The following is a 20,699-nucleotide window of genomic DNA, read 5'->3' on the forward strand; positions in this document are numbered from 1 at the left end:
AAGATGAAAGAGGATAAAGGAACAAACAATCCATTGAATCTTTATACACTTCTAATCCTTTCTGTTGCAACAAGCATAGATGCCCTTGCTGTAGGATTGAGCCTGGCATTTCTAAAAGTCTACATTGTAACACCTGCAGCAATAATTGGTGCTGTTACATTTTTACTTTCCTTTATTGGAGTTTTTGTTGGCAATAGGGTAGGCCATTTCTTTGAGAATAAAATTGAGATACTCGGGGGTCTTATTCTGATTGCTATTGGAGTAAAAATACTGGCTGAGCATTTGTTCTGATATGGTTGAAAAAGATACTATCTGAATGGCAGTTAAGGCTGGATCTCTAAATTTTTACTCTTTATTTCCTCCTCAAAGGCTTTTACATTAAGCCCTTTTACCCTGTAGGCTTTTGCCATATTGTTGTGTGGGGTAGGGTCGTACTTATCAAGTTTTGTAGATGCTTCAAACTCTGCAATAGCCTCATCAATCATTCCCCTGCTAAAATAGGCAACACCCAAGTCATTGTGGGTAATTGAATCATTGGGCATAATTTTCAGTGCCTTCTTGTATTCAGCAATGGCAGTATCATTATCACCTCTTTTGTAATAAATATTCCCGATGTTCTTGTAAGCAAAGGAGTATCTTTTTGGGTTAAGTTCTATGGCTCTTCTGTAATATATTACAGCTTCATCAAAGCTGTTTTTCTGTGTGTCAAGGATGTAGGCAAGATTAAAATTTGCAATAACATTATCAGGAGTAATTTCAATACCTTTTTTGTACTCTTTTACTGCCTCATCATACTTTTTAGCTTGAACAGCTTTTGCAGCATTCCTGAAATGTTCAGCAGCTTTATTCTCTTTTGATTTGATGCAGGCAAAAGAAAAGATAAAAGAGAATAGAAGCAAAGAGATTATTATCAGATAAATCTTTTTCATTTTTTTATCCTAACCTCAAAATAACTCAAATGATTTCTTAATGCAAGAGGGAAAGGGTTAAAATTCTTGACATGAAGATTTTTATCTGTTAACAAAAACGTAAAAAAGGCATTAAGCCTTGTATTTAAAAAGAGAATTTAGGAGCAGATTCAGATGTTTCGCATGATGTGTAAGTCAAAAATCCACCGGGCTACTATTACTGAGGCAAATCTTCATTATGTTGGAAGCATAACTATTGATGAAGAACTTATGGAACTTGCTGATATTCTGCCAAATGAGCAGGTTCATGTTCTTGATGTCAATAATGGCAACAGATTTGAAACCTATGTGTTCAAAGGTGAAAGAAACTCAGGCGTGATATGCATAAACGGTGCAGCAGCAAGGCTTGTGCACAAAGGCGATTTGCTGATAATAATTTCCTATGGCTATTTTACTGATGAAGAGGCGAAAAAATTAAAGCCAAAGATAATACAGGTGGATGGAAAAAACCACCCTGCGGAATCTGCAGAATAAAGAGTCTTTAGAATGAAAATTATCCGGGGGTTTCCTGAAAAGGAAGAGAGGCTTAAAACCCCAATTATAGCTTTAGGAAATTTTGACGGTGTACACCTTGGTCATCAGGAGATATTAAAAAGAGTAGTTGAGAAAGCTAGAAGGAAAGGTGGTACAGGAATTGTCGTTACCTTTGAACCACATCCGCTAAAAATCCTCTCTCCTGGGAAATGTCCTCCTTTGATAATTTCTTTTAGAGAAAAAGCAGAACTGTTAGAACAGGCTGGGATTGACATTCTCGCCTGCCTTCACTTTGACAGGGAATTTGCAGGGTTAAATCCTTCTGAATTTGTTGATAAAATTATAGTTGAAGGAATTGGGGCAAAAGAAGTTTTTGTCGGCTATGATTTTGCATTTGGAAAGGGACGCGAAGGAGATACCAATACCTTAAAAAAGTTAGGGAAAAAATTTGGGTTTGATGTTAATGTTGTTGAACCGATTAGAGTTGCGAACAAAACAGTCAGCAGTACCTTGATAAGGAATCTGATAAGAGAAGGGAATGTGAGAGAGGCATCAATTTATCTTGGAAGGTATTATTCAGTAAGGGGAAGAATTATTGGCGGGGATAAGAGAGGTAGAAAATTAGGTTTTCCCACAGCGAATATCCATCCTCACCACGAACTTATACCAAAAGAAGGGGTTTACATAGGAGAAGTACACCTTCACGACAACAAGAATTACAAGAGCCTTATCAACATTGGAACAAGGCCAACGTTTGGAGAACATGAACTGAACATAGAAGCCTTCATTTTTGATTTTGATAAAGATATTTATGGTGAATTTCTAAAGGTATCATTTTTAGAAAGAATCAGGGATGAGGTTCGGTTTGAAACTTCAGAGCTTCTGATTTCACAAATGACTGAGGACTTAAAAAAAGCTAAGAAATTTTTTGGGGAGTAAGATAATTTCAAAAAAAAGAATTATTTTCTGGGCAGGTATACTTGTAAGCATCTTGTTTCTTTATCTTTTTCTCTTTGGCATTGAATTTACTGTTCAGGGAAAGAAGATTGTCTATCCGGGAGTTGATTTCAAAGAAGTCGGAAGGGCAATGAGCAACGCAAATTATTTTTATATCCTTCCATATTATATCCTCTATATGCTTATGTTTTTTATAAGGGCAGTAAGGTGGGGATATTTTATGGAACCAATAAAGAAGGTTTCTCTCTCAAGCCTTCTTTCAGCTACTTTCATAGGGTTTATGGGTAACTGTATTTTCCCTGCAAGGGCTGGTGAGGTCATAAGGCCTGTGCTCATTGGAATGAAGGAAAAAGTCAGCAAGAGCGCTTGTTTTGCTACGATAGTTGTGGAAAGGATCTTTGACATGACCACGCTGTTGCTTTTTTCAGGATTTATTTTAATTTACTTCCCATTTCCTTCAGATTTGGGGAACATCGGAAAAAGTCTTAAGACGGCAGGAATTGGTATTGCAATAATGACTTTTCTGCTTATAATTTTTCTCGTTCTTCTGAAAACAAAAACAGAGCTTGTTCTTAAGATAATGAAAAAGGTCTTTTCAATACTTCCTGAAAAAATGTCAGATAATCTTATAAAATTCATCGGGTCTTTTATTGATGGCTTGGGAATTCTTGGCAATTTAAAAAATCTCATAATATCTGCTCTTTTATCTATATGCCTGTGGGTAGTTATGGCAACAGGGTTCTTCATAATGCTTCCTGCCTTTGGCATGAAACTTCCCTATTCTTCAGGTTATCTTCTCACTGTTATCAATGCCCTTGGAGTTGCCCTGCCTTCATCTCCGGGTTTTATAGGAGTTTATCAGGTTTCAATTGAGGTAGCTTTGAAGATTATGAATGTAAGTGATATTTCAAATTCCAAAAGCTATGCAATTACAATATGGGCATTGAATATGATATTCACCATATCAGTCGGAATGGTCCTTCTCTGGAAAGAAAACTTGTCTCTTAAGGACATAAGAAAAAGCGGAGAAGACTCTTTATAAATCAGCTATAAGCTATAAGCTTTAAGTTATAAGTTTTTATAAACTTAACTTCTTGAAATTTTAGATTATAACTAATTTCTTTAATTTTTGCTTACAGCTTATAACTTATAGCTATTTCAGTTTCTCAACATTCCGTTCTCTTTTAGCAAAATCTTTATAATAGCCCTTGCAGAGCCTTCGTAAAAAACATAGGAAAGCTGTTTTACATAGCCTTTGTTGTATCTTTCTTCCAGGGAATTTATTACTGTTCCTATGTCTTTGTACTCTGAATATTTTTCCAGAATTATCTTTTTCATCTTCATTGCCTCATCACGTATTTTCAGGAATATCCCTTTTGTATCTTTTCCGGTAAGCGCTAAAAAATGGCCAAAACATATTATATCAGCATCTATCCCTGAGAGCTTTTCACAGGTTGATACAAACTGGCTGAAATTGCCAAATACCATCGGGAAAGCCATTTTTGATGAGATGGGAAGTCCTGCAGAATCGCTGACAAACAATGCCTTCTGCTCAGGAATATACGCAGACATACTGCAGGGGCTGTGCCCCGGCGTTGACAAAAACTGGATTGTTATTCCATTTCCAAGTGAGATTTCATCACCATCTTTTAGGACTCTGTCTATATTTATCCTGTTTGGAGTTGGCTCTGGTTTTCCTAAATTCTTTTTAAGGTTCAAAAACCTTTCAACAGACTCTTCCATCTTTTTTATTGAGGGATGGATTTCTTCTTTTGTGACAGCTTCAGCTGTTTCTTCTGAAGCACAGAGCAATAAATCAGGAAAAACTTTTTTAAAAGAATTCGAAATTCCAGTATGATCTATGTGGGAGTGGAGGAGTATTAGATGGGAGATTTTCTTTGGGTCAATTCTCCAGCTATCAATCTGCTTTCTCAGTAAAGGATAGAGGGCTTTGACCCCTCCCTCAACAAGGGCACAGGTTTCCCCTTTTATTAAATAAATTGGAATAAAGGGTGTTCCAAGAATTTTAATCTTGTCATTAATTTTTCCCGGAAACTGGATAATCATGGCAGGCGTAGTATTATTTTGTCATTAGCAAGTCAATAAAAAGATTTTTTTTGGATTTAACTTTACTCAACTACCATAAATTTTGATTAACAAAAAAATCTACCCTGATGCAAAGGAATAAAAACAATTTCTGAAAACAATAAATTCTGTTCACGACCCAAAACATCCTCTAATTAAAAAAGAGTGTGACTACATAGTGAAAGAAGCAAAAGGGAAAAGGAATAAAATAGTAGGACAGGCGTCCCGCCTGTCATTATGAAAATAATATTTATAAATAGCCAGATAGGCTTTAGCACCACAAAAAAAGAAATTTTTATCTGCACAAGGGATAGAGGTTGGTATTCAGATTGCCTATTGAGCGCGGCAAGTCTTCATCAATCAAAAATTGCATAAGTTTATTTTATTCAGGAAGAGGATGAAACTCTTCGTTCTCGATAAGTTCGCTGGCATAAGTTAGAGCAGCTCGAATATCCTCCTCAGTAACCTCATATTCCAGCATGATCTCTTCTTTTGTCATACCACCAGCAAGTTCACCAATAATGCGCGTAACAGGAATTCTTGTTCCCTTGATAACAGGTTTTCCGTGTTGGATATCAGGGTCTATGATAATTCGGTTATTCATAATTTGCTTCTACCTCCTTTGGTAAAAACATTGTGCATATACACTTAATTTGCAATGATATATTACGCTTAAACTTCTCTATAATTATAATTTCTCTTTTGTGATTTGTAAACTGAATTCAACCTTAGAAAGTTTTTTCAAAATGTGACTTGTCAGGAATTTTGGGTATTGCCAGCAATAAGCATATTTTGTGGAGCAAAAACCTTCTTGACATGGAAGTTTATTAAATATAGTTATTGTGGACTAAGAGTAAACAATGTCATTGAAAAGGAAATTTTTTATGATTGCAATTGGGAGCGACCACGGCGGGTTTGACCTTAAAGAGAAGATTAAAACTTTTCTCATTGAAAGAAAGATTGAAATTGAAGACCTCGGCACCGTAACAAGGGAATCTGTTGATTACCCCGACTACGGTATAAAAGTCTCAAAGCTTGTTTCTGAAGGAAAGGCAGAGCGTGGAATCCTTGTTTGCGGAACAGGTATAGGAATGAGCATTGTGGCAAATAAATTTCCAAGGGTAAGGGCAGCACTGTGTCACGATTCATACAGTGCAAGAATGAGCAGGGAACATAATGATTCAAATGTGTTGATTCTTGGCGGAAGAGTAATAGGAGATGAGCTTGCTCTTGAGATAGTAAAGGTATGGCTTGAAGCTTCTTTTAGCGGTGGAAGGCACAAGAATAGGTTGGAAAAAATAGAGGAAATAGAAAAAGAATATTTTAAAAAGCAAAGGTAAATTGCATAAGCAGGAGATATGTCAGTGAAAAAATTATCAGAAGTTGACCCGGAAATTGCAGAAGCAATACGCAAGGAAACAGAACGGCAGGAATATAAGCTTGAACTAATAGCATCAGAAAACTATGTCAGCGATGCTGTGCTTGAGGCGCAGGGATGCCTTATGACAAACAAATATGCTGAGGGGTATCCAAAGAAACGTTACTATGGAGGATGCGATTTTGTTGATACTGCTGAAGAGCTTGCGATTGAAAGAGCGAAAAAACTTTTTGACGCAAAATATGTAAATGTGCAGCCCCATTCCGGGTCACAGGCTAATATGGGGGTATATTTTTCAGTCTGCAAACCCGGTGATACAATCCTTGGAATGAACCTTTCTCACGGAGGACATCTGACCCATGGGAGCCCGGTCAATTTTTCAGGGATTTTATACAAGGTATTTTTCTATGGAGTTAATAAAGAGACAGAGACAATTGATTATGATGAAGTATTAACCCTTGCAAGGGAGCATAAACCAAGGCTTATTGTTGTAGGCGCAAGCGCATACCCGAGAAAAATAGATTTTGCAGCCTTCAGAAAAATTGCGGACGAAGTTGGTTCAGCAATAATGGCTGACATTGCCCATTATGCAGGACTTGTAACCGCATCACTCTTTCCGAATCCTCTTCCATACTGCGAATTTGTGACAACCACAACCCATAAAACCTTGAGGGGTCCCAGGGGCGGAATGATAATGACAAACAACGAAGAATACGCAAAGATTATAAACAAAAACATATTTCCGGGAATGCAGGGAGGTCCCTTGATGCACATAATTGCTGCAAAGGCTGTGGCTTTCAAAGAGGCTTTGTCAAAGGATTTTAAAGATTATCAGAGACAGATTATTAAAAATGCTGCAACCCTTGCAGAAGAACTTAAAAGACTCGGATTCAGGCTTGTTTCAGGTGGCACTGATACCCACCTCATGCTTGTGAATCTGACTGATAAGAATATCACTGGCAAGGAAGCTGAAGATGTTCTTGATAAGGCAGGAATAACAGTAAATAAAAATACTATTCCTTTTGAAACAAAAAGCCCTTTTGTAACAAGTGGCATCAGGATAGGAACACCTGCAGTTACTACCCGTGGAATGAAAGAAGCAGAAATGAAACTAATTGCTTCATTCATCACAAGAGTGCTTAAGGATGTAAAGGATGAAGAATGTTTCAGGAAAGTAAAGGGAGAAGTTAAAGAGCTATGCTTGAAGTTTCCATTTTACAGCCATAGACTGTAGAATAGAAAGTTCAAATGGCAAATAAATTTAAATTTCCAAATTCCAAAAGTGTTTTAAGTTTTTAGTATTTGGTGTTTTGATATTGTTTGAATTTTGGAATTTGTAATTTAATTTTTTGATGAGTTTAATTAAAAAATGAACAGGCCTTCTTGGAATGAATATTTTATGGAAATTGCCCTTCTTGTAAGGAAGCGGTCGACCTGTATCCGCAGGCAGATAGGATGTGTTATTGTAAGTGACAAGAAAATAATGGCGACAGGATACAACGGAGCCCCTTCAGGGTTAAGACATTGCCTTGATATGGGATGCCTCAGGGAAAAGATGGGGATACCTTCAGGTCAACGTCATGAACTGTGCAGGGCGCTTCACGCAGAGCAGAATGCAATTATTCAGGCAGCAATATCTGGAATTAATATCAAGGGATCAACTATTTTCTGCACTCATTTTCCCTGTTCTCTCTGTGCAAAGATGCTGATTAATGTGAAAGCATCTAAAATATATTATATTGAGGGATATCCTGATGATTTGTCTAAAAGTTTGTTTTACGAATCAAACATTCCAACAGAGAAAATTGATATTCCGATTGAAGAAATAAGCAGAGAAGAAATCTGAACATGAAAACCTGCAGGACAGGAATGTCTTGCATACCTGCCGGCAGGCAGGTCTATTGACGGGGTTTTCTAACCCCGTAAAAGGATTTTTGTATGAAATGTCCTTTTTGTGGTCATCTTGAAGATAAGGTAGTTGATTCAAGGCTTGGAAAAGAAGGCAAAAGCATAAGACGGAGGCGTGAATGCCTTTCCTGCAAGGCACGTTTTACTACCTATGAAGAGGTTGAAGAGCTTCTTCCAATGGTTGTGAAAAAGGATGGGAGAAGGGAGCAATTTGACCGCCAGAAAATTTTAGCTGGCATAAAAAAAGCCTGCGAGAAGAGGCCTATTTCAATCGAAGAACTTGAAAAGCTTGTTGATGATGTGAAGCATATCTTACAGGAAAACTCAGACAAGGAAGTACCAAGTACACGCATAGGAGAAATTGTTGTTAATAAACTTCATGAGCTTGATGAAATTGCTTATGTCCGCTTTGCCTCGGTTTATCGCCACTTCAAGGACATAAACGAATTCATGGAAGAACTCACAGGTCTTCTTAGTAAAAAAGCCAATGGCTAAGCCTCAAGAATCTTAAACGCTACAGCTGAAAGGAACCCAGCCAGCGTGCTCAGACCCACGAAGTTAGGACCACCTAAATGCACTGCCTCAGGAATCATTGTCTGTGCAATCATCGTGAGCATTGCCCCTGCGGCAATGCCTTCAATAGCTACTTCAATTGTGTGACCCACTTCAGCACCAATTGAGTAACCCACCACTGCACCAACGGCTGTCATAACCATCAGCGATACCCACAGGACAAGAATTTTCGATGCTTTCCAGCCCTGCTCCTTCATACCTATGCTACTTGACATTGCTTCGGGGAAATTAGATAGAAACAGCCCAGCAATCAGCGTGTACGGAATGACTTCTGCAAAAGCAGGTATTCCATAAGCCATTTTTGAAGTCAATATAGCCAGAAAACCAGCACCAATGACAAAACTTTCAGGGATGCCGTCAAGAAAAATACCCAACCAGATTGCCAATGGTGCACCTGTGTGCTCCTTTGCTGCAAGCCTTATCTCAGTGGTGGTCGGCAGAGAAGTGCCTTGGCGCAAAGCATTGGCTGCCTGCGCTGCCCAATCAGCAGCTGCATGAGTAGCGACCTGTTGGTACTGGCGCAGTTCATCGAGCCGCTGGCTTGCCAGCTGTGTGGTTGTCGCCTCGAGTTCCGGCAATATCCTGCGAAGCCTATCAAAGTCTTCCTTTAGCAGCATAAAGGTAGTAGTATGGCTTCGGGCTATTGCATCCGCTGTTCGTGGCGCTCCTGTCAGCAAGGCAATCTCGCCCAACACATCACTATTAACTAAGGTTTTAAACTCTTTCCCATCCACCAATAGGGATATTTCGCCTTGTTCAATAAAATACATCCGATCACCTCTATTTCCCTGACTGAATAGTCTCTCGCCTACTTTAAAAACGACTGGTCGCAAATATTCTACAAGCATTTGTACATGCTCAGGAGGAATGCTACGAAAGAATTCAATCTGTCCCAGTCGGTGTAACATTTTCTCAGTCCTCCGCTTCCGGCGTTGACTGAGATAGGTAATAGTTGTTGCTGATTTGCGAAGATAACCGCCCTTGGCGTTTAGTAGTTGGTCAAGTACAACAAATAAAATACCGCCAAAAACACATCCAACCAGCAAAGCAACTAAAGCACTAAGTGGATTATTCCCATGAGTACCAGCATTATTATTACCCATCTCCTTTCCTATCACTGCCATTGCAGTTGGAGCTACCAGTTCTACACTCAGAGCAGCCAGAAGGGCTCCTGCGCCAAAGGCTGTAAAAGCTGCTGTAAGTCCCGGCTTAGGTTTCCAGACAATTCCAAGCATTGACCCCATTGGAAGGGATATTGCACTTAGTCCCCCTAACAGAAATGCCCAAAAGGCGTGTTCAAGAGTAAAACCCGATGTCACTAATTAACCCCTTTTGATAAGCTCCAAAAAGTTACCGAATTATTGAGATAGTACAACCGTTTGCTTTTCTTTAAGGCTTTTTTATTGGTGGATAGAAAACACCCAATACCATAAAATTTTTGCGAAATCTTTTCATATCTCAAATATATTTTATTTTTAAACCATTGCCTTCATACTCTTTGACCTTTTTAGCAACGGCTGAGCGATGGCATTTCTCCGAGAAACGCTCAAAACACATTACGCAATTTACGCCTTCGGTGACGTAACGATGCATCTCGACAATGGCATCCTGATTCTGCAACAAATATTCCGAATAAGCTTTGAAGAAATAATCATAATCCCAATCTGCTTTTAATTTCCTGCGGATTTCATCAGGACTTCCAAGTGATTTCAAATGCACGTATTCAATATTCTCTGAGTTAAGAATTTCTTTTAATGGCGATTTAGAAAATCCTTTCTTGCGGGATAATGGAATTTTCCTCACATCAATTAAGCGGGTGATATTAAAATCTTTAAGGTGAGAAATAAATTCCCCTATATTTCTGCCTTCGTATCCAATTGTAAAAAGTTCGTTTGTTTTCATTTTTTATTTTTATGTTATCATATTATATTGATTAAGTGAAATAAAAGTAAAATCTTATGCGGGACAAAAGAGAACCGGTTCAATTAATTAAAAGGATTTTTGATTATGTTGTGTGTAGTGCAAGGTCTTCAAGTGTTACTTTCTTAAACACATCCTTACTGCCAAAACGCTTTACCGCATCAAGAATTTCAATGCCTGCAATTTTTCCTTCTGCATCATAGTCAACTGCTATCCCTTCAGCAACATGGTGAGTTGTTACTGTGGTTTCTATAAACCGTATGTATAAAACATCCACTTCTGAATCATATGTTATTCTCATTTTCAATCCTCCTTATTTAAAGAAATATGTATACACTGTTATTATTACTATCTCTTTCTCTTCTTCAATAAAAATAGGTCTTACCTGCTTAATTTTATAATACTTCTTATTCCATTCATTTTCAAAGGGAAAATTCTTTCTGCTTTCCAGCCTGCCTAATTCCGCTGGTTGCCACTCTGATGTCTGAATCGTCTCAATAACCTCTTCTTCTGTAGTGCCTCTGAAAAAGAGCTGCTCTTTTGCATGTTCTGAAAGTTTAATCGGCTTCATCCATTCCCTTCCACAATCCCAATCTATTCCGGCGTGAGGTTATAGAGTTTATAAACAAGCTGGTCAATTTGTTTTTCGTATTCATGGACCTTGGTTTGTTTAGCTGAGTTAGTAATATACTATATTGATCAAGTGAAATAAAAGAAAAATCTTTATGTGGGAGAAAAGAGAACCGGTTGCTTTAATTTACCAATGTCCCAATATAATTTTATCAGCTCTTTGTTTACAGACTTGAGGGCGTCATACTGGGCTTTATATATGCGCTCTTTAATCTCTTTTAAAAATGTCTTATATTCAGTAGTTGTTATAACTGGCATTTCAATTCTTCCCTTCAACTATGGAAATTTCTTCTTGAGTGAGGCCGTAGAGTTTATAAACCATTTGGCCAATTTGCTTTTCGTATTCTTTGACTCCTTCCTTTCTTGCGGGATAATGGAATTTTCCTCACATCAATTAAGCGGGTGATATTAAAATCTTTAAGGTGAGAAATAAATCCCTCTATATTTCTGCCTTTGTATCCAATTGTAAAAAGTTCGTAGGGTTTCATTTTTTTTATTATACTATAATGATCACGTGGAATAAAAGTAAAAATTTATGCGGGAGAAAAGATAACAGGTTCCTTCTTAATTCTGTGATTTTGACTACTACCAGAAAAGGGCTGGAGAATCTTAAAAAGGTGTGGTGAAAAACTCTAAAAAGAAAACCGTTTGCTTTTCTCAATGTTAATTATATAGATTATCATTAGGAGGAGAAAGAATATGAAGATAAGAAAAAGACCTCCGGTACATCCGGGAGGAATTTTAAAGAGACACTATTTAGAACCTCTGTCTTTGACAATTTCGGACCTTTCGAAGACACTCGGTGTCTCCAGAAAAACACTTTCTAAAATTATAAATGAGCATGGTTCCATTACTCCGGACATGGCGCTTCGCTTATCAAAGGCGTTCAACACAACGCCTGAGCTATGGCTTAACTTACAGCAGAATTATGATTTATGGTATGCTTCGCAAAAATCTAATAGCTGGAAGATGATTGAGGCAATAGCTGTATAAAATATCAAAATGGATTTTTCCTCACATCAAGAATTAAAGGGAACAACCGTCCCCTTAAATCCCTAAATTAAAAATCTTGACTACACTATGCTAACAATATATTTTAAACTTATTATATAGAATAAGTTTAAAAGTAAACGTTCGCCAGATACACATGAAATATTTGCATTTCAGAAGGTAAGTCTAATGATTACGACCACGCTTTCTCAGCCTGAATCCCAACTAGGAACTGAATTCACAACATTGCTTGCCTCAGATCGCCCATATACGCGAATTATTTTCGTTTCGGCATTCACTGCGTTGAGAACCATATTGCGATTGCGCGAAGGTATGATAGCTGCGGCAGACGCGGGAGCTTCCGTTAGTTTAACCGTGGGAATCGATCTTCGCGGAACAAGTCGAGAGGTATTAGAGGAACTATATCGATGGGGTTGTGATGTGTTCGTATATCACAATCCAATACAACGTGCTACTTTTCACCCCAAAATCTACCTATTTGAGCGTGAATTGGATTCCACACTGTTCGTGGGGTCGAACAATCTCACAGACGGCGGACTTTATACAAACTACGAGGCGGCCACCCGCTATGTTTTCAATTTTCCCGCTGATACCAATGAATATGAACGTTTGTTGCGACCAATAAGGTCATTTCTCTATCCATCGGGGCCGACTGTGTGCCGTCTTGATGCCCCGCTGATCGAAACCTTGTCAGCTCGCGGGATCCTCCCAACTGAGATTGATGCGCGTCGAAGCCGTCGCGATAGATGGGGACAGCCTTCAGCAGACGGCCAAGTTATGCCTCCAAACCCTTTTTTACCAATAGCAGTTCCACTTCCCCCCTTATTACAGAGAGATATCCGAGATGCTTTTTCACCGAAACCTCATATCGAAACACCACAAGGCGAGGCGGTAGCACCAATCGGGTTACCACGACCAGAGGGCGTCTTGGTGTGGAGAAAGGTGTTACCACAAACCGATGCTCTTCGGGTTCGCCCAGGAAGTCACCACGTTGGTGGCGTTCGCCTTACTCAGGCAAGATTCGAAAATCCTCCAGGCCATAGAATTGACCAAACGACTTATTTTCGTGGTCTTTTCGACGACTACGATTGGGAGCCAGAGGCCAGCGGACATACCGATCAAGAGCACACATTTGTGCCAATGAGAATTATTATCCGCGGACATGACCACGGTATTCGGAATTTTGAGATCAGCCACAAGCCCTCAGGAGAAGCTGGCCAAGACAACTACACCACAATCCTTCGATGGGGACGCAATTTTAACAACGTAATCGAGAAAGCTAATTTAACAAACACCGTCTTTTCTTTGTACGAAACCCCAAATCCCGACGCTCCTTTTTTCATCGAGATCACAAACGAATGAGAAAGCACTACACACTCCAGAGAGCCAATGGAATCATGCTGTTCTTCCAGAGGGCAAGCAAATGAATTTTATAGGATTAGAGTCGAGCCAAAAGCTTCGCGGGGGGTTTTATACCGATCCTGTCATTGCTTCGTTCTTGACAAGGTGGATCAAGATAGGCAATCCAACATCTATCTTGGAGCCAAGTTGTGGAGACGGGATTTTCTTGCAGATGATTGAGCAACAGGGAATTCCCGGTTTGAAGCAAGTGACTGCGTTTGAAATCGAACACGATGAAGCCGAAAAGGCGCGAAAGCGCACGCACTTACCTGTTCGCGTACTTGATCGCGATTTCCTGCGATGGTTTCTTTTTAAGGCACAAGATGAAGATAGGTTTGACGCTGTCATTGGCAATCCCCCTTTTATTCGATATCAATATCTTCCTGAAGAGCAACAACTTCTCTCGGAGAAAATATTCGCACAATTAGGACTCCCTTTCACTAAGCACACAAATGCATGGGTACCTTTCGTGCTAGCCTCGATCAGACTTCTCAATCCTGGCGGTAGGATCGCAATGGTCATTCCTTCAGAAATATTCCACATACCGCATGCAGCTTCTCTAAGGCGGTACCTTGCGACGCAATGTTCACGAATTCTCTTGTTCGACCCACAGGAAATATGGTTTAACGATACCCTTCAAGGAACCGTGCTCCTTCTTGCCGAAAAAAAGCGGGAGGTTTCAGGCAAGAGCAAAGGAGTTGCAGTAATTCCCATTTCTGATCGACAGGCCCTTTCTGAAAACCCTGAGCGGCAGTTTCAGCGTGCGGTATACGCCAATGGTGTAATCATAGAAGGCAAATGGATGCCAATCTTCTTGACCTCACACGAGCGTGAATTACTCGCGCAGCTACGCATTTCACCCAATGTCAAGTGTTTCTCGGAGGTTGCATCGGTTGATGTCGGGATTGTAACCGGTGCCAATAAATTCTTTTTAGTGCCCGATAAAACGGTAGAAGAGTTCGCCTTGCAACAATGGGTACACCCAATGTTTGGTCGGAGCAATCATGTGGAAGGCTTGGTATTCACAACTGATGATCATCAAGCTAACAAATCAGTTGGACTGCCATCAAATTTTCTCTGGTTTCAGGAAGAAAATATTGAAAACCTGCCTTCAAATGTAAGACGCTATCTTGAAGTGGGGCTTAATCAACAACTGCAGAAGCGCTTTAAGTGTCGGACAAGGAGATGCTGGTACAAGGTCCCGTCGGTCTACTCAGCACCGATTGCAATGTTGAAACGAGCACACAACTATCCACGCCTCGTTCTAAATAGGGCAGACGCCTATACGACTGACACAGCTTATCGAATTAAGCCAATTAACATTAGATCATCTGCTTTGGTGGTTGGATTTGTAAATAGCTTAACATGTCTTACGGCTGAATTGGAAGGCCGCCATTATGGGGGCGGTGTTCTCGAACTCGTGCCTTCAGAAATCGAGCGACTTCTTGTGCCAAAGATAGATGATTCCACAGCTGATCTAAATTCAGCAGACCACCGATTCAGAAAGATGAAAGATGATTTAGCTTTCCTGCGCGAGCAGGACTCTCATGTTCTAGGGAAAATTGGTTTGACAAAAAAAGAGCAGATCATATTGCATGATGCTTGTGTAAGATTGCGGAATCGACGACATCGAACTCCTTCTTCTGAAAAAGTATTGAATGAAGAGTAAGGCAATAGAAATTCACAAGAGTGGGGATTAAACCGGTTCTCTTTAATCCTAAAATTATATTACTATGGAACAGGGAAAAATTGAGAAAAAACAAGATACACTGTGGGTATTAGTAGAAAAAAAACGGGAGCGACGGGATTCGAACCCGCGACCTCCGACGTGACAGGCCGGCGTTCTAAGCCAACTGAACTACGCCCCAGTAAATATAGTGAATAGGCAAAAGGCATTAGGCAAAAGATAAGAACTATCTAACTTCCAGTTTTTTCATTAAACTTTAAAAGAGGATATCTCTATTGACATTGTATGCTGATTTGAGTACAGTTGTACTCAAAATGGAGTTCATATGTTAGAGAGTCTATATATTGCAAAATCAAAAATCAGGCAGGGTTTGCTAACTTTATTCTTCACAAATCCATCGCAAAGGTATTATTTAAGAGAGATCCACCGTATTTTAGGCTATTCCGCTGGCAGCATAAGGAGGGAGCTTTTAAGATTCCAAAATGACAAATTATTTAATACCAATAGTGTTGGAAACCTGCTTTACTATTCATTAAATATCAGCCACCCTTTATTTAAAGAACTAAAAAGTATTGTTTCTAAAACAGTTGGTGTTGAAGGAAGCCTGAAAGAAGCATTGTCATCCGTTAAAAAGATAAAGATAGCCTTTATCTATGGTTCTTTTGCTGCAAAGCGTGAAAAGGCTATCAGCGACATAGACCTTATGATAATAGGGGAAGCTGATATCTCTCATCTAAATGAAAAAATTATTGGATTAGAAAAAAAGCTTAAAAGAGAGATAAATCCGACAATCTATTCCTTGAAAGAGTATAGAGCTAAGAAAAGGGCTAAAAGTGGGTTCATTCTGGAGTTGTTGAAAAGCCCAAAAATAATGTTGATAGGCAAAAAAGATGATTTATAGAGACTCAAAAGAAAAGCTTTCAAAAGAAGGATTAATTAAAAAATCTCCTGTTGATTACAAGGCTATAGAGAACCTGATGAAGAGAGCGTATATTGACCTAAAAACAGCTAAGAGGAATATAGAGGATGACCAAGAATGTGCTTATAACTGTGCCTATAATGCCATGTTACGCTCTGGGCTTGCTTTAATGTTTAGCGAAGGATTCAGGCCAGAAATTAAAGATAAGCATCTAACTATTGTTAGATTTGCAAGTTCAGTTTTAGGAGATGAGTTTGAAAAACTTATTAACAATTATGATTTCATGAGAAGAAAAAGGCATCGCTTTATCTATGAACCTGATATTCCGTGCTCGAGAAAAGAAGCTGAAGATGCTATAAATACTGCTGAGGAATTTGTTAGTAAAATTTCTAAACTAATAAGAGAAAAGATGCCGCAAAAAGAGTTCAACTTTAAAAAATAAAAGGTCTCCTTATCAATAGATTATTTTATAAAAAAACGGGAGCGACGGGATTCGAACCCGCGACCTCCGACGTGACAGGCCGGCGTTCTAAGCCAACTGAACTACGCCCCCGGATTAATAAAAAGGCAATAGGCAATAGGCAAAAGGCATTAGGCAAAAGACAAAAATTATTTAATCTCCAATTTTTTCATTAAGCTAATTAACATTTTGATATTTTCAACTTGTAATTCCCTGTGGTCTTGCCACAGGGTTACCTTATACATTCCTCCCCCTTGATGGGGGAGGATTAAGGTGGGGGTGATTACCTGATTATGTTTTCACCCTCCCCTTAGTCCCCTCCCATCAAGGGAGGGGAGATTTTGGGATTCCCTGTGGTCTTGCCACAGGGTAGTTCATTTATTTAATTTTTCTATCTTTTCCAGTGTATCCTTTTGCAAACCATTAGTTAATTTCTTTGAGTCCTTAAAAATCTGTATCCAGTTATCACTTTCATGCGCTGATTTTAAAGCAATATTTAAATATCTTCTATATTTTTTACTGCTGTAACTTCCAAAACCCTCTGCGATATTTGCACTTACTGAACTAATTGAACGCAAAAACTGAACAGATATTACATTTAAAATCTGATTTTTTGGCAAACATTCAAGCAACTCAATTGAAAGTAATATTGCTTCATGAGACTTTTGCCAAACTATTAAGTCCTTATAATTTTTTATTTCTCCTTTCACTATTGCCTTTTGCCTATTGCCTAAATTAGTAGGCGGAACAGGGATCGAACCTGCGACATCAGCCTTGTAAGGGCTGCGCTCTCCCAACTGAGCTATCCGCCCAAATTCGTGAAGTGCTTTTTATTAGACTTTTTCACGCTTGTCAAGACTTATTGTTTATTTGCACGTTAGATACCAATTTCCTTTCTAAAACAGAATGCTGAACTGCAAACTTTTTAAAGAATTTACCCTCTTTATTGATGAAAAAGTAGAGGAAAATTTGAAAGATATTTCAAACTCCATGATGGTTCAAATGTTGATGGAATCAAGGCAAACCTGAAAGATGGGATTTTAAAGATTATGGTGTCAAAGGGTGACCATATCAGATCAAAGACAATTGATATAACAACTGTATGAAGAAAAATTTTAGGGAAGGAAGGAGGTAATTCGATTGCCTCCTTTATGTTTTTTTAATAATATTTTTGCAGGCTTCAAAAACCTCATTAACATCTATTAACTCAATGCATTTTTGTTGAGCACAGGAAGACATTTTTTCTCTGCTGCAAGGGGAACAACTTATTTCTTTATAGATTATTCTTATATTGTTTCCTGTTGGTTTCCATACATTGACATTTGTTGGGCCAAAAATTGCAATCACAGGAATGCCAACAGCAGAAGCAAGATGAGTAATACCTGAATCATTGCCTATGTAAAGACTGCATTTTTCTAATATTGATGCTAACTCTATGAGAGAAAGTCCTGAGGCATTTATAAAGCAGTTTTTTTCTTTAATAATTTTAGGGCTTTCTGCAGGACCTGACAGCAACAGTATGTTACAATTAAATTCATTTTTTAATTTCTCTGAAAGCTTAACAAAATTATCAAAGCTCCAGTTTTTCTTCTTGCTTCCGCTGCCGGGATGGATTGCAACATAATAATTTTTCTGGTTAATAGATAATTTTGATTTGATAAAATTATCTGCAAACTTACGGTCCTGCTTATTTAAAAAAATCTTTGGCTTTTTAATGTTAAGTTCAATTCCAAGCGGTTTAATAATTTTGCTGTATTCTATTGTTGCATGCTCTTTAAAGGCTTCAGGAGACGGTTTGTCGAGGGAATAAATCTTCTCTGCACCAGTTCTTTTGAGATTTTTCAAGAAAATCCCTTCGCGGTCATTTAAAAATGTAAATATTATTTGGAATGATTTAAAATATTTCACCAAGGAATCAGGAAGATTATCTTTTTCCAGAAAAAAATTTGAAAGGCTATTTATCTCAATAGAAATTCCTTTATTCACATAAAATCTGTTTTCTGCAAGTCCTAAAATTTCACTTTTCCCCATAAGTTCTATATATCCTTGCGGGGATTTTTTTCTTATTGCAAAAAGAGTTGGCAGAGAAAGGATGAAGTCCCCTATGGAACTGCTGTTTATAATAAGAATCCTTTCTGAGTAATTCATCTTTTCAAACAATAATTTATCAGGAACTGAATATCGTTGAAAAAACAAAGTGTTGACGCAATCTTAAATCAGCTGAAAACTGTAACCTTAATCTATACATTCTATCAGTTTTCAGCTTGACAGATAAAAATTCTTGTTAATATAATTCCAATACGTATTGTTTTGTAGATTAAAAGAATATTTACTATTAATAACCAATAAAAATCTTGTCAAGGATGAACAGAAGATAAATATTGCAGGGAGGTTTAGATGAAGAATAGTTCCGGTGTCTGGCTCTTTATAGTAATAGTCCTTTTTGGGATGCTCATAGGGAATTTTTTAACAGAGCTTATTTTGTTAATTCCCTTAAATACATTGACTAAAATTTTCTCAACCGGTTTTCCAATCAGTTTGCGCGATACAAATTTTGATATGAAGATTATTCAGCTTACATTTGGGTTTGTATTAAAAATAAATATAGGAAGCGTTCTCGGGATTTTTCTTGGAATATATTTGTTTCGCTGGGTAAGCAAATAGAGGTTTTAGATGGAAAGAATATCTGTAAAAGAATTAAAACCTGATACTGAGATTACAAGTTCTTTTGTATTAAGAAATAAACAGGTATTTCAGAAAAAAAATGGTGAGCCTTATCTGCGCTTGACTCTTGGGGATAAAACAGGTGAGATTCAGGCTTTGATGTGGGATAATCTTCCAAAACCTGAGGATATAAAAGCAGATGAACTCCTAAAGGTTAAGGGAAGGGTGAATAGCTATCAGGGGAAGCTGCAGATTACTATACAAAAACTTGAAAAAACAGATTTTGGTGATACAAAACCTTCTGAGTTTATGCCTGTTGGAACTCAGGACCCAAACATTCTGCTGTTTTATCTTGAGAAAATAATTTCTTCAGTAAAGAATAACAACCTCTCTGACCTGCTTGATTTATTTTTTAAGCAGGAAGATTTTATTAGAGAGTTTTCAGCTTGTCCTGCAGGAAAAACGCTTCACCATCCTTTCATAGGAGGGCTTCTTGAGCATACGGTTACAGTAGCAAAGATATGCGAGAGTTTATTTTTCCTTTATGATTTTCTGGATTATGACCTTTTACTCACCTCTGCTCTTCTTCATGATATTGGAAAAATAAAAGAACTTAAATTTTCAAGCTCAATAAGCTACAGCAATGAGGGGAAGCTGCTTGGACATATAATTATCGGGGTAGAAATGATAGATGAGAAGATCCGCTTGATTGCTGATTTTCCACAGGAACTTTCTAACCAGTTAAAGCATATTATCCTGAGCCATCACGGAGAATATGAATACGGTTCGCCAAAAATGCCAATGACTTTAGAAGCCCTTATTATTCATTATGCAGACAATATAGACGCAAAGGTAAATGGTTTTAAAATATGGATGGATAACAGGCCGGATTCATCAAATCCAAACTGGACAGAATTCTGGCCTAAGATGGAGCGCTATCTGTTTCGCCCTAAGAATAATGCAAAAAACATATCAGAGGAATAGATATTTTAGGACATTTCTGAATTGGTTTGACACATCTAATTATAAGGGTTGACAATTGACTAAATAAAATTTAAATTGAATTATATAATTATTGCGCAGATAATAGATTTAATTTCAATAATCATATTCAGACTGAAACTTTTTAAGGAGATAAAAAAATGTTTGGCCTTGGAATGCCGGAGTTAATAGTAGTACTCCTGATAGCTTTTTTAATCTTTGGCGCAAGGAAACTGCCAGAGATAGGAGAAGGGCTTGGAAAGGGCATAAAAAACTTTAAAAAGTCAATCAAAGAGATTAAAGCTGAGCCCGAGAAAAAGATTGATGGGGAACAGACCAAAGAAGAAAGTTAAGGTTTGTAAATCAGTGAAGGTTCTTCTTTCTTCTTTGCCTCGATAATGCCTTTAATCTTTAGAATGCTTTTCTTCAAAAGCTCTGATAAAAACAGCTTCCTGTCAGGTTCACCAGAATTTTCAGAAATATTTATAGCTGCAGAGAGCGCAAGCTTTGCCTTTTCTTTTTTTCCTGCCATGTAAAGCACATAAGAAATCTCTTCAAGCTTTCTCTTTAATGTTTCCTTTACGTTGATATCAAAAACTTCTTTTGATGCCTCAAATATCAGATTTGTGATTCTTTCTTCTTTCTGATACTGATTAATGATAATCCTGCTATTCTCTATTTCT

At 38.1% G+C, this 20,699-nt stretch carries 25 protein-coding genes, 3 tRNA genes and 2 pseudogenes (1 of these 30 running past the window's edge); 16 read left to right on the top strand and 14 right to left on the bottom strand.

Going from position 1 to position 20,699, the window contains the following annotated elements:
• A pseudogene (locus A3H37_11335) lies at positions 1–291 on the top strand (hypothetical protein).
• A 32-nt stretch (positions 292–323) separates the two neighbouring features.
• On the opposite strand, the gene A3H37_11340 reads toward A3H37_11335, so the two are convergent.
• Positions 324–929, bottom strand: a complete 606-nt coding sequence (locus A3H37_11340) for a hypothetical protein (protein OGL48807.1) — start codon at positions 927–929, stop codon at positions 324–326.
• 153 nt (positions 930–1,082) lie between these two features.
• On the opposite strand from A3H37_11340, the gene A3H37_11345 reads away from it, so the two are divergent.
• Genes A3H37_11345 through A3H37_11355 form a run of 3 tightly spaced genes read left to right on the top strand, consistent with a single transcriptional unit; the run spans position 1,083 to position 3,441 of the window.
• A complete protein-coding gene (locus tag A3H37_11345) occupies positions 1,083–1,442 on the top strand; it encodes an aspartate 1-decarboxylase (protein ID OGL48808.1) in 360 nt (119 codons plus the stop codon).
• A gap of 12 nt (positions 1,443–1,454) precedes the next feature.
• Positions 1,455–2,381, top strand: coding sequence for a riboflavin biosynthesis protein RibF (locus A3H37_11350; protein OGL48809.1), 927 nt, complete (start codon positions 1,455–1,457; stop codon positions 2,379–2,381).
• Positions 2,371–3,441, top strand: a complete 1,071-nt coding sequence (locus tag A3H37_11355) for a hypothetical protein (GenBank protein OGL48810.1) — start codon at positions 2,371–2,373, stop codon at positions 3,439–3,441. The genes A3H37_11350 and A3H37_11355 overlap by 11 nt, the downstream gene beginning before the upstream one ends.
• Before the next feature lie 116 nt (positions 3,442–3,557).
• On the opposite strand, the gene A3H37_11360 is transcribed toward A3H37_11355, so the two are convergent.
• Together A3H37_11360 and A3H37_11365 are read right to left on the bottom strand one after the other, a co-directional pair.
• The gene (locus A3H37_11360; GenBank protein OGL48811.1) at positions 3,558–4,466 is read right to left on the bottom strand and encodes a hypothetical protein; all 909 of its coding nucleotides are present in this window, start codon (positions 4,464–4,466) and stop codon (positions 3,558–3,560) included.
• Between the two features lie 400 nt (positions 4,467–4,866).
• Positions 4,867–5,088, bottom strand: a complete 222-nt coding sequence (locus A3H37_11365) for a hypothetical protein (GenBank protein OGL48812.1) — start codon at positions 5,086–5,088, stop codon at positions 4,867–4,869.
• Positions 5,089–5,368: 280 nt separating this feature from the next.
• Between A3H37_11365 and A3H37_11370 the strand changes: the two genes are divergently transcribed.
• From A3H37_11370 to A3H37_11385, 4 genes are all read left to right on the top strand, one after another.
• Entirely contained in the window at positions 5,369–5,824 is a 456-nt protein-coding gene (locus tag A3H37_11370) for a ribose 5-phosphate isomerase B (protein OGL48852.1), read from the top strand.
• Between the two features lie 18 nt (positions 5,825–5,842).
• The gene (gene glyA / locus A3H37_11375; protein ID OGL48813.1) at positions 5,843–7,096 is read left to right on the top strand and encodes a serine hydroxymethyltransferase; all 1,254 of its coding nucleotides are present in this window, start codon (positions 5,843–5,845) and stop codon (positions 7,094–7,096) included.
• A gap of 135 nt (positions 7,097–7,231) precedes the next feature.
• Positions 7,232–7,708 (top strand): cytidine deaminase, encoded by a 477-nt coding sequence (locus A3H37_11380; GenBank protein ID OGL48814.1) that lies wholly within the window; start codon positions 7,232–7,234, stop codon positions 7,706–7,708.
• A gap of 92 nt (positions 7,709–7,800) precedes the next feature.
• A complete protein-coding gene (locus A3H37_11385; GenBank protein OGL48815.1) occupies positions 7,801–8,265 on the top strand; it encodes a transcriptional regulator NrdR in 465 nt (154 codons plus the stop codon).
• Here the strand turns inward: A3H37_11385 and A3H37_11390 are convergent.
• From A3H37_11390 to A3H37_11410, 5 genes are all read right to left on the bottom strand, one after another.
• Positions 8,262–9,662, bottom strand: a complete 1,401-nt coding sequence (locus A3H37_11390; GenBank protein ID OGL48816.1) for a hypothetical protein — start codon at positions 9,660–9,662, stop codon at positions 8,262–8,264. The genes A3H37_11385 and A3H37_11390 overlap by 4 nt on opposite strands.
• A gap of 139 nt (positions 9,663–9,801) precedes the next feature.
• Positions 9,802–10,245, bottom strand: coding sequence for a hypothetical protein (locus A3H37_11395; protein OGL48817.1), 444 nt, complete (start codon positions 10,243–10,245; stop codon positions 9,802–9,804).
• A 103-nt stretch (positions 10,246–10,348) separates the two neighbouring features.
• The gene (locus A3H37_11400; GenBank protein OGL48818.1) at positions 10,349–10,564 is read right to left on the bottom strand and encodes a hypothetical protein; all 216 of its coding nucleotides are present in this window, start codon (positions 10,562–10,564) and stop codon (positions 10,349–10,351) included.
• A 12-nt stretch (positions 10,565–10,576) separates the two neighbouring features.
• Complete coding sequence (locus tag A3H37_11405) at positions 10,577–10,834, bottom strand: hypothetical protein (protein OGL48819.1); 258 nt, start codon at positions 10,832–10,834, stop codon at positions 10,577–10,579.
• A 152-nt stretch (positions 10,835–10,986) separates the two neighbouring features.
• Positions 10,987–11,169, bottom strand: coding sequence for a hypothetical protein (locus A3H37_11410; GenBank protein OGL48820.1), 183 nt, complete (start codon positions 11,167–11,169; stop codon positions 10,987–10,989).
• A gap of 423 nt (positions 11,170–11,592) precedes the next feature.
• On the opposite strand from A3H37_11410, the gene A3H37_11415 reads away from it, so the two are divergent.
• The 3 genes from A3H37_11415 to A3H37_11425 all read left to right on the top strand — a co-directional run bounded on the left by A3H37_11415 (position 11,593) and on the right by A3H37_11425 (position 14,974).
• Positions 11,593–11,886 carry an addiction module antidote protein, HigA family gene (locus A3H37_11415; protein OGL48821.1) on the top strand — a complete coding sequence of 98 codons (294 nt, stop codon included), beginning with the start codon at positions 11,593–11,595 and terminating at the stop codon, positions 11,884–11,886.
• Positions 11,887–12,072: 186 nt separating this feature from the next.
• Positions 12,073–13,266 (top strand): hypothetical protein, encoded by a 1,194-nt coding sequence (locus tag A3H37_11420; protein ID OGL48822.1) that lies wholly within the window; start codon positions 12,073–12,075, stop codon positions 13,264–13,266.
• A 61-nt stretch (positions 13,267–13,327) separates the two neighbouring features.
• Positions 13,328–14,974, top strand: coding sequence for a hypothetical protein (locus tag A3H37_11425; GenBank protein ID OGL48823.1), 1,647 nt, complete (start codon positions 13,328–13,330; stop codon positions 14,972–14,974).
• 124 nt (positions 14,975–15,098) lie between these two features.
• On the opposite strand, the gene A3H37_11430 is transcribed toward A3H37_11425, so the two are convergent.
• Positions 15,099–15,173: transfer RNA gene (locus A3H37_11430), tRNA-Asp, on the bottom strand.
• Positions 15,174–15,317: 144 nt separating this feature from the next.
• On the opposite strand from A3H37_11430, the gene A3H37_11435 reads away from it, so the two are divergent.
• Complete coding sequence (locus A3H37_11435) at positions 15,318–15,893, top strand: hypothetical protein (protein OGL48824.1); 576 nt, start codon at positions 15,318–15,320, stop codon at positions 15,891–15,893.
• Entirely contained in the window at positions 15,883–16,353 is a 471-nt protein-coding gene (locus tag A3H37_11440) for a hypothetical protein (protein OGL48825.1), read from the top strand. The genes A3H37_11435 and A3H37_11440 overlap by 11 nt, the downstream gene beginning before the upstream one ends.
• A 36-nt stretch (positions 16,354–16,389) precedes the next feature.
• Here A3H37_11440 and A3H37_11445 read toward each other — a convergent pair.
• From A3H37_11445 to A3H37_11460, 4 genes are all read right to left on the bottom strand, one after another.
• Positions 16,390–16,464, bottom strand: a tRNA-Asp gene (locus A3H37_11445).
• Between the two features lie 281 nt (positions 16,465–16,745).
• Positions 16,746–17,081 carry a hypothetical protein gene (locus A3H37_11450; GenBank protein ID OGL48826.1) on the bottom strand — a complete coding sequence of 112 codons (336 nt, stop codon included), beginning with the start codon at positions 17,079–17,081 and terminating at the stop codon, positions 16,746–16,748.
• A 26-nt stretch (positions 17,082–17,107) separates the two neighbouring features.
• Positions 17,108–17,183 (bottom strand) — tRNA-Val (locus tag A3H37_11455).
• Positions 17,184–17,520: 337 nt separating this feature from the next.
• Positions 17,521–18,519 carry a hypothetical protein gene (locus A3H37_11460; protein ID OGL48827.1) on the bottom strand — a complete coding sequence of 333 codons (999 nt, stop codon included), beginning with the start codon at positions 18,517–18,519 and terminating at the stop codon, positions 17,521–17,523.
• A 249-nt stretch (positions 18,520–18,768) separates the two neighbouring features.
• Here A3H37_11460 and A3H37_11465 point away from each other — a divergent pair, with 249 nt between their 5' ends.
• From A3H37_11465 to A3H37_11475, 3 genes are all read left to right on the top strand, one after another.
• On the top strand, positions 18,769–19,035 hold the full coding sequence (locus tag A3H37_11465; protein ID OGL48828.1) for a hypothetical protein: 267 nt from the start codon (positions 18,769–18,771) through the stop codon (positions 19,033–19,035).
• A 9-nt stretch (positions 19,036–19,044) separates the two neighbouring features.
• On the top strand, positions 19,045–20,019 hold the full coding sequence (locus A3H37_11470; protein OGL48829.1) for a hypothetical protein: 975 nt from the start codon (positions 19,045–19,047) through the stop codon (positions 20,017–20,019).
• Positions 20,020–20,177: 158 nt separating this feature from the next.
• Positions 20,178–20,369: a preprotein translocase subunit TatA gene (locus A3H37_11475; GenBank protein ID OGL48830.1), complete on the top strand. Its 192-nt coding sequence runs from the start codon at positions 20,178–20,180 to the stop codon at positions 20,367–20,369.
• Here the strand turns inward: A3H37_11475 and A3H37_11480 are convergent.
• Positions 20,366–20,699: pseudogene (locus A3H37_11480) on the bottom strand (hypothetical protein) (it continues 1,235 nt past the right edge of the window). The gene A3H37_11475 and the pseudogene A3H37_11480 overlap by 4 nt on opposite strands.

It is taken from the genome of Candidatus Schekmanbacteria bacterium RIFCSPLOWO2_02_FULL_38_14 (assembly GCA_001790855.1).
GTDB lineage: Bacteria > Schekmanbacteria > GWA2-38-11 > GWA2-38-11 > GWA2-38-11 > 2-02-FULL-38-14-A.

Excerpts from the sequence above, each read along its gene's own strand:
- A3H37_11340 (OGL48807.1), bottom strand. The coding sequence starts at position 929 with ATGAAAAAGATTTATCTGATAATAATCTCTTTGCTTCTATTCTCTTTT.
- A3H37_11345 (OGL48808.1), top strand. The coding sequence starts at position 1,083 with ATGTTTCGCATGATGTGTAAGTCAAAAATCCACCGGGCTACTATTACT.
- A3H37_11350 (OGL48809.1), top strand. The coding sequence starts at position 1,455 with ATGAAAATTATCCGGGGGTTTCCTGAAAAGGAAGAGAGGCTTAAAACC.
- A3H37_11360 (OGL48811.1), bottom strand. The coding sequence starts at position 4,466 with ATGATTATCCAGTTTCCGGGAAAAATTAATGACAAGATTAAAATTCTT.
- A3H37_11365 (OGL48812.1), bottom strand. The coding sequence starts at position 5,088 with ATGAATAACCGAATTATCATAGACCCTGATATCCAACACGGAAAACCT.
- A3H37_11370 (OGL48852.1), top strand. The coding sequence starts at position 5,369 with ATGATTGCAATTGGGAGCGACCACGGCGGGTTTGACCTTAAAGAGAAG.
- glyA (OGL48813.1), top strand. The coding sequence starts at position 5,843 with ATGTCAGTGAAAAAATTATCAGAAGTTGACCCGGAAATTGCAGAAGCA.
- A3H37_11380 (OGL48814.1), top strand. The coding sequence starts at position 7,232 with ATGAACAGGCCTTCTTGGAATGAATATTTTATGGAAATTGCCCTTCTT.
- A3H37_11385 (OGL48815.1), top strand. The coding sequence starts at position 7,801 with ATGAAATGTCCTTTTTGTGGTCATCTTGAAGATAAGGTAGTTGATTCA.
- A3H37_11395 (OGL48817.1), bottom strand. The coding sequence starts at position 10,245 with ATGAAAACAAACGAACTTTTTACAATTGGATACGAAGGCAGAAATATA.
- A3H37_11400 (OGL48818.1), bottom strand. The coding sequence starts at position 10,564 with ATGAGAATAACATATGATTCAGAAGTGGATGTTTTATACATACGGTTT.
- A3H37_11405 (OGL48819.1), bottom strand. The coding sequence starts at position 10,834 with ATGAAGCCGATTAAACTTTCAGAACATGCAAAAGAGCAGCTCTTTTTC.
- A3H37_11415 (OGL48821.1), top strand. The coding sequence starts at position 11,593 with ATGAAGATAAGAAAAAGACCTCCGGTACATCCGGGAGGAATTTTAAAG.
- A3H37_11420 (OGL48822.1), top strand. The coding sequence starts at position 12,073 with ATGATTACGACCACGCTTTCTCAGCCTGAATCCCAACTAGGAACTGAA.
- A3H37_11425 (OGL48823.1), top strand. The coding sequence starts at position 13,328 with ATGAATTTTATAGGATTAGAGTCGAGCCAAAAGCTTCGCGGGGGGTTT.
- A3H37_11435 (OGL48824.1), top strand. The coding sequence starts at position 15,318 with ATGTTAGAGAGTCTATATATTGCAAAATCAAAAATCAGGCAGGGTTTG.
- A3H37_11440 (OGL48825.1), top strand. The coding sequence starts at position 15,883 with ATGATTTATAGAGACTCAAAAGAAAAGCTTTCAAAAGAAGGATTAATT.
- A3H37_11460 (OGL48827.1), bottom strand. The coding sequence starts at position 18,519 with ATGAATTACTCAGAAAGGATTCTTATTATAAACAGCAGTTCCATAGGG.
- A3H37_11465 (OGL48828.1), top strand. The coding sequence starts at position 18,769 with ATGAAGAATAGTTCCGGTGTCTGGCTCTTTATAGTAATAGTCCTTTTT.
- A3H37_11470 (OGL48829.1), top strand. The coding sequence starts at position 19,045 with ATGGAAAGAATATCTGTAAAAGAATTAAAACCTGATACTGAGATTACA.
- A3H37_11475 (OGL48830.1), top strand. The coding sequence starts at position 20,178 with ATGTTTGGCCTTGGAATGCCGGAGTTAATAGTAGTACTCCTGATAGCT.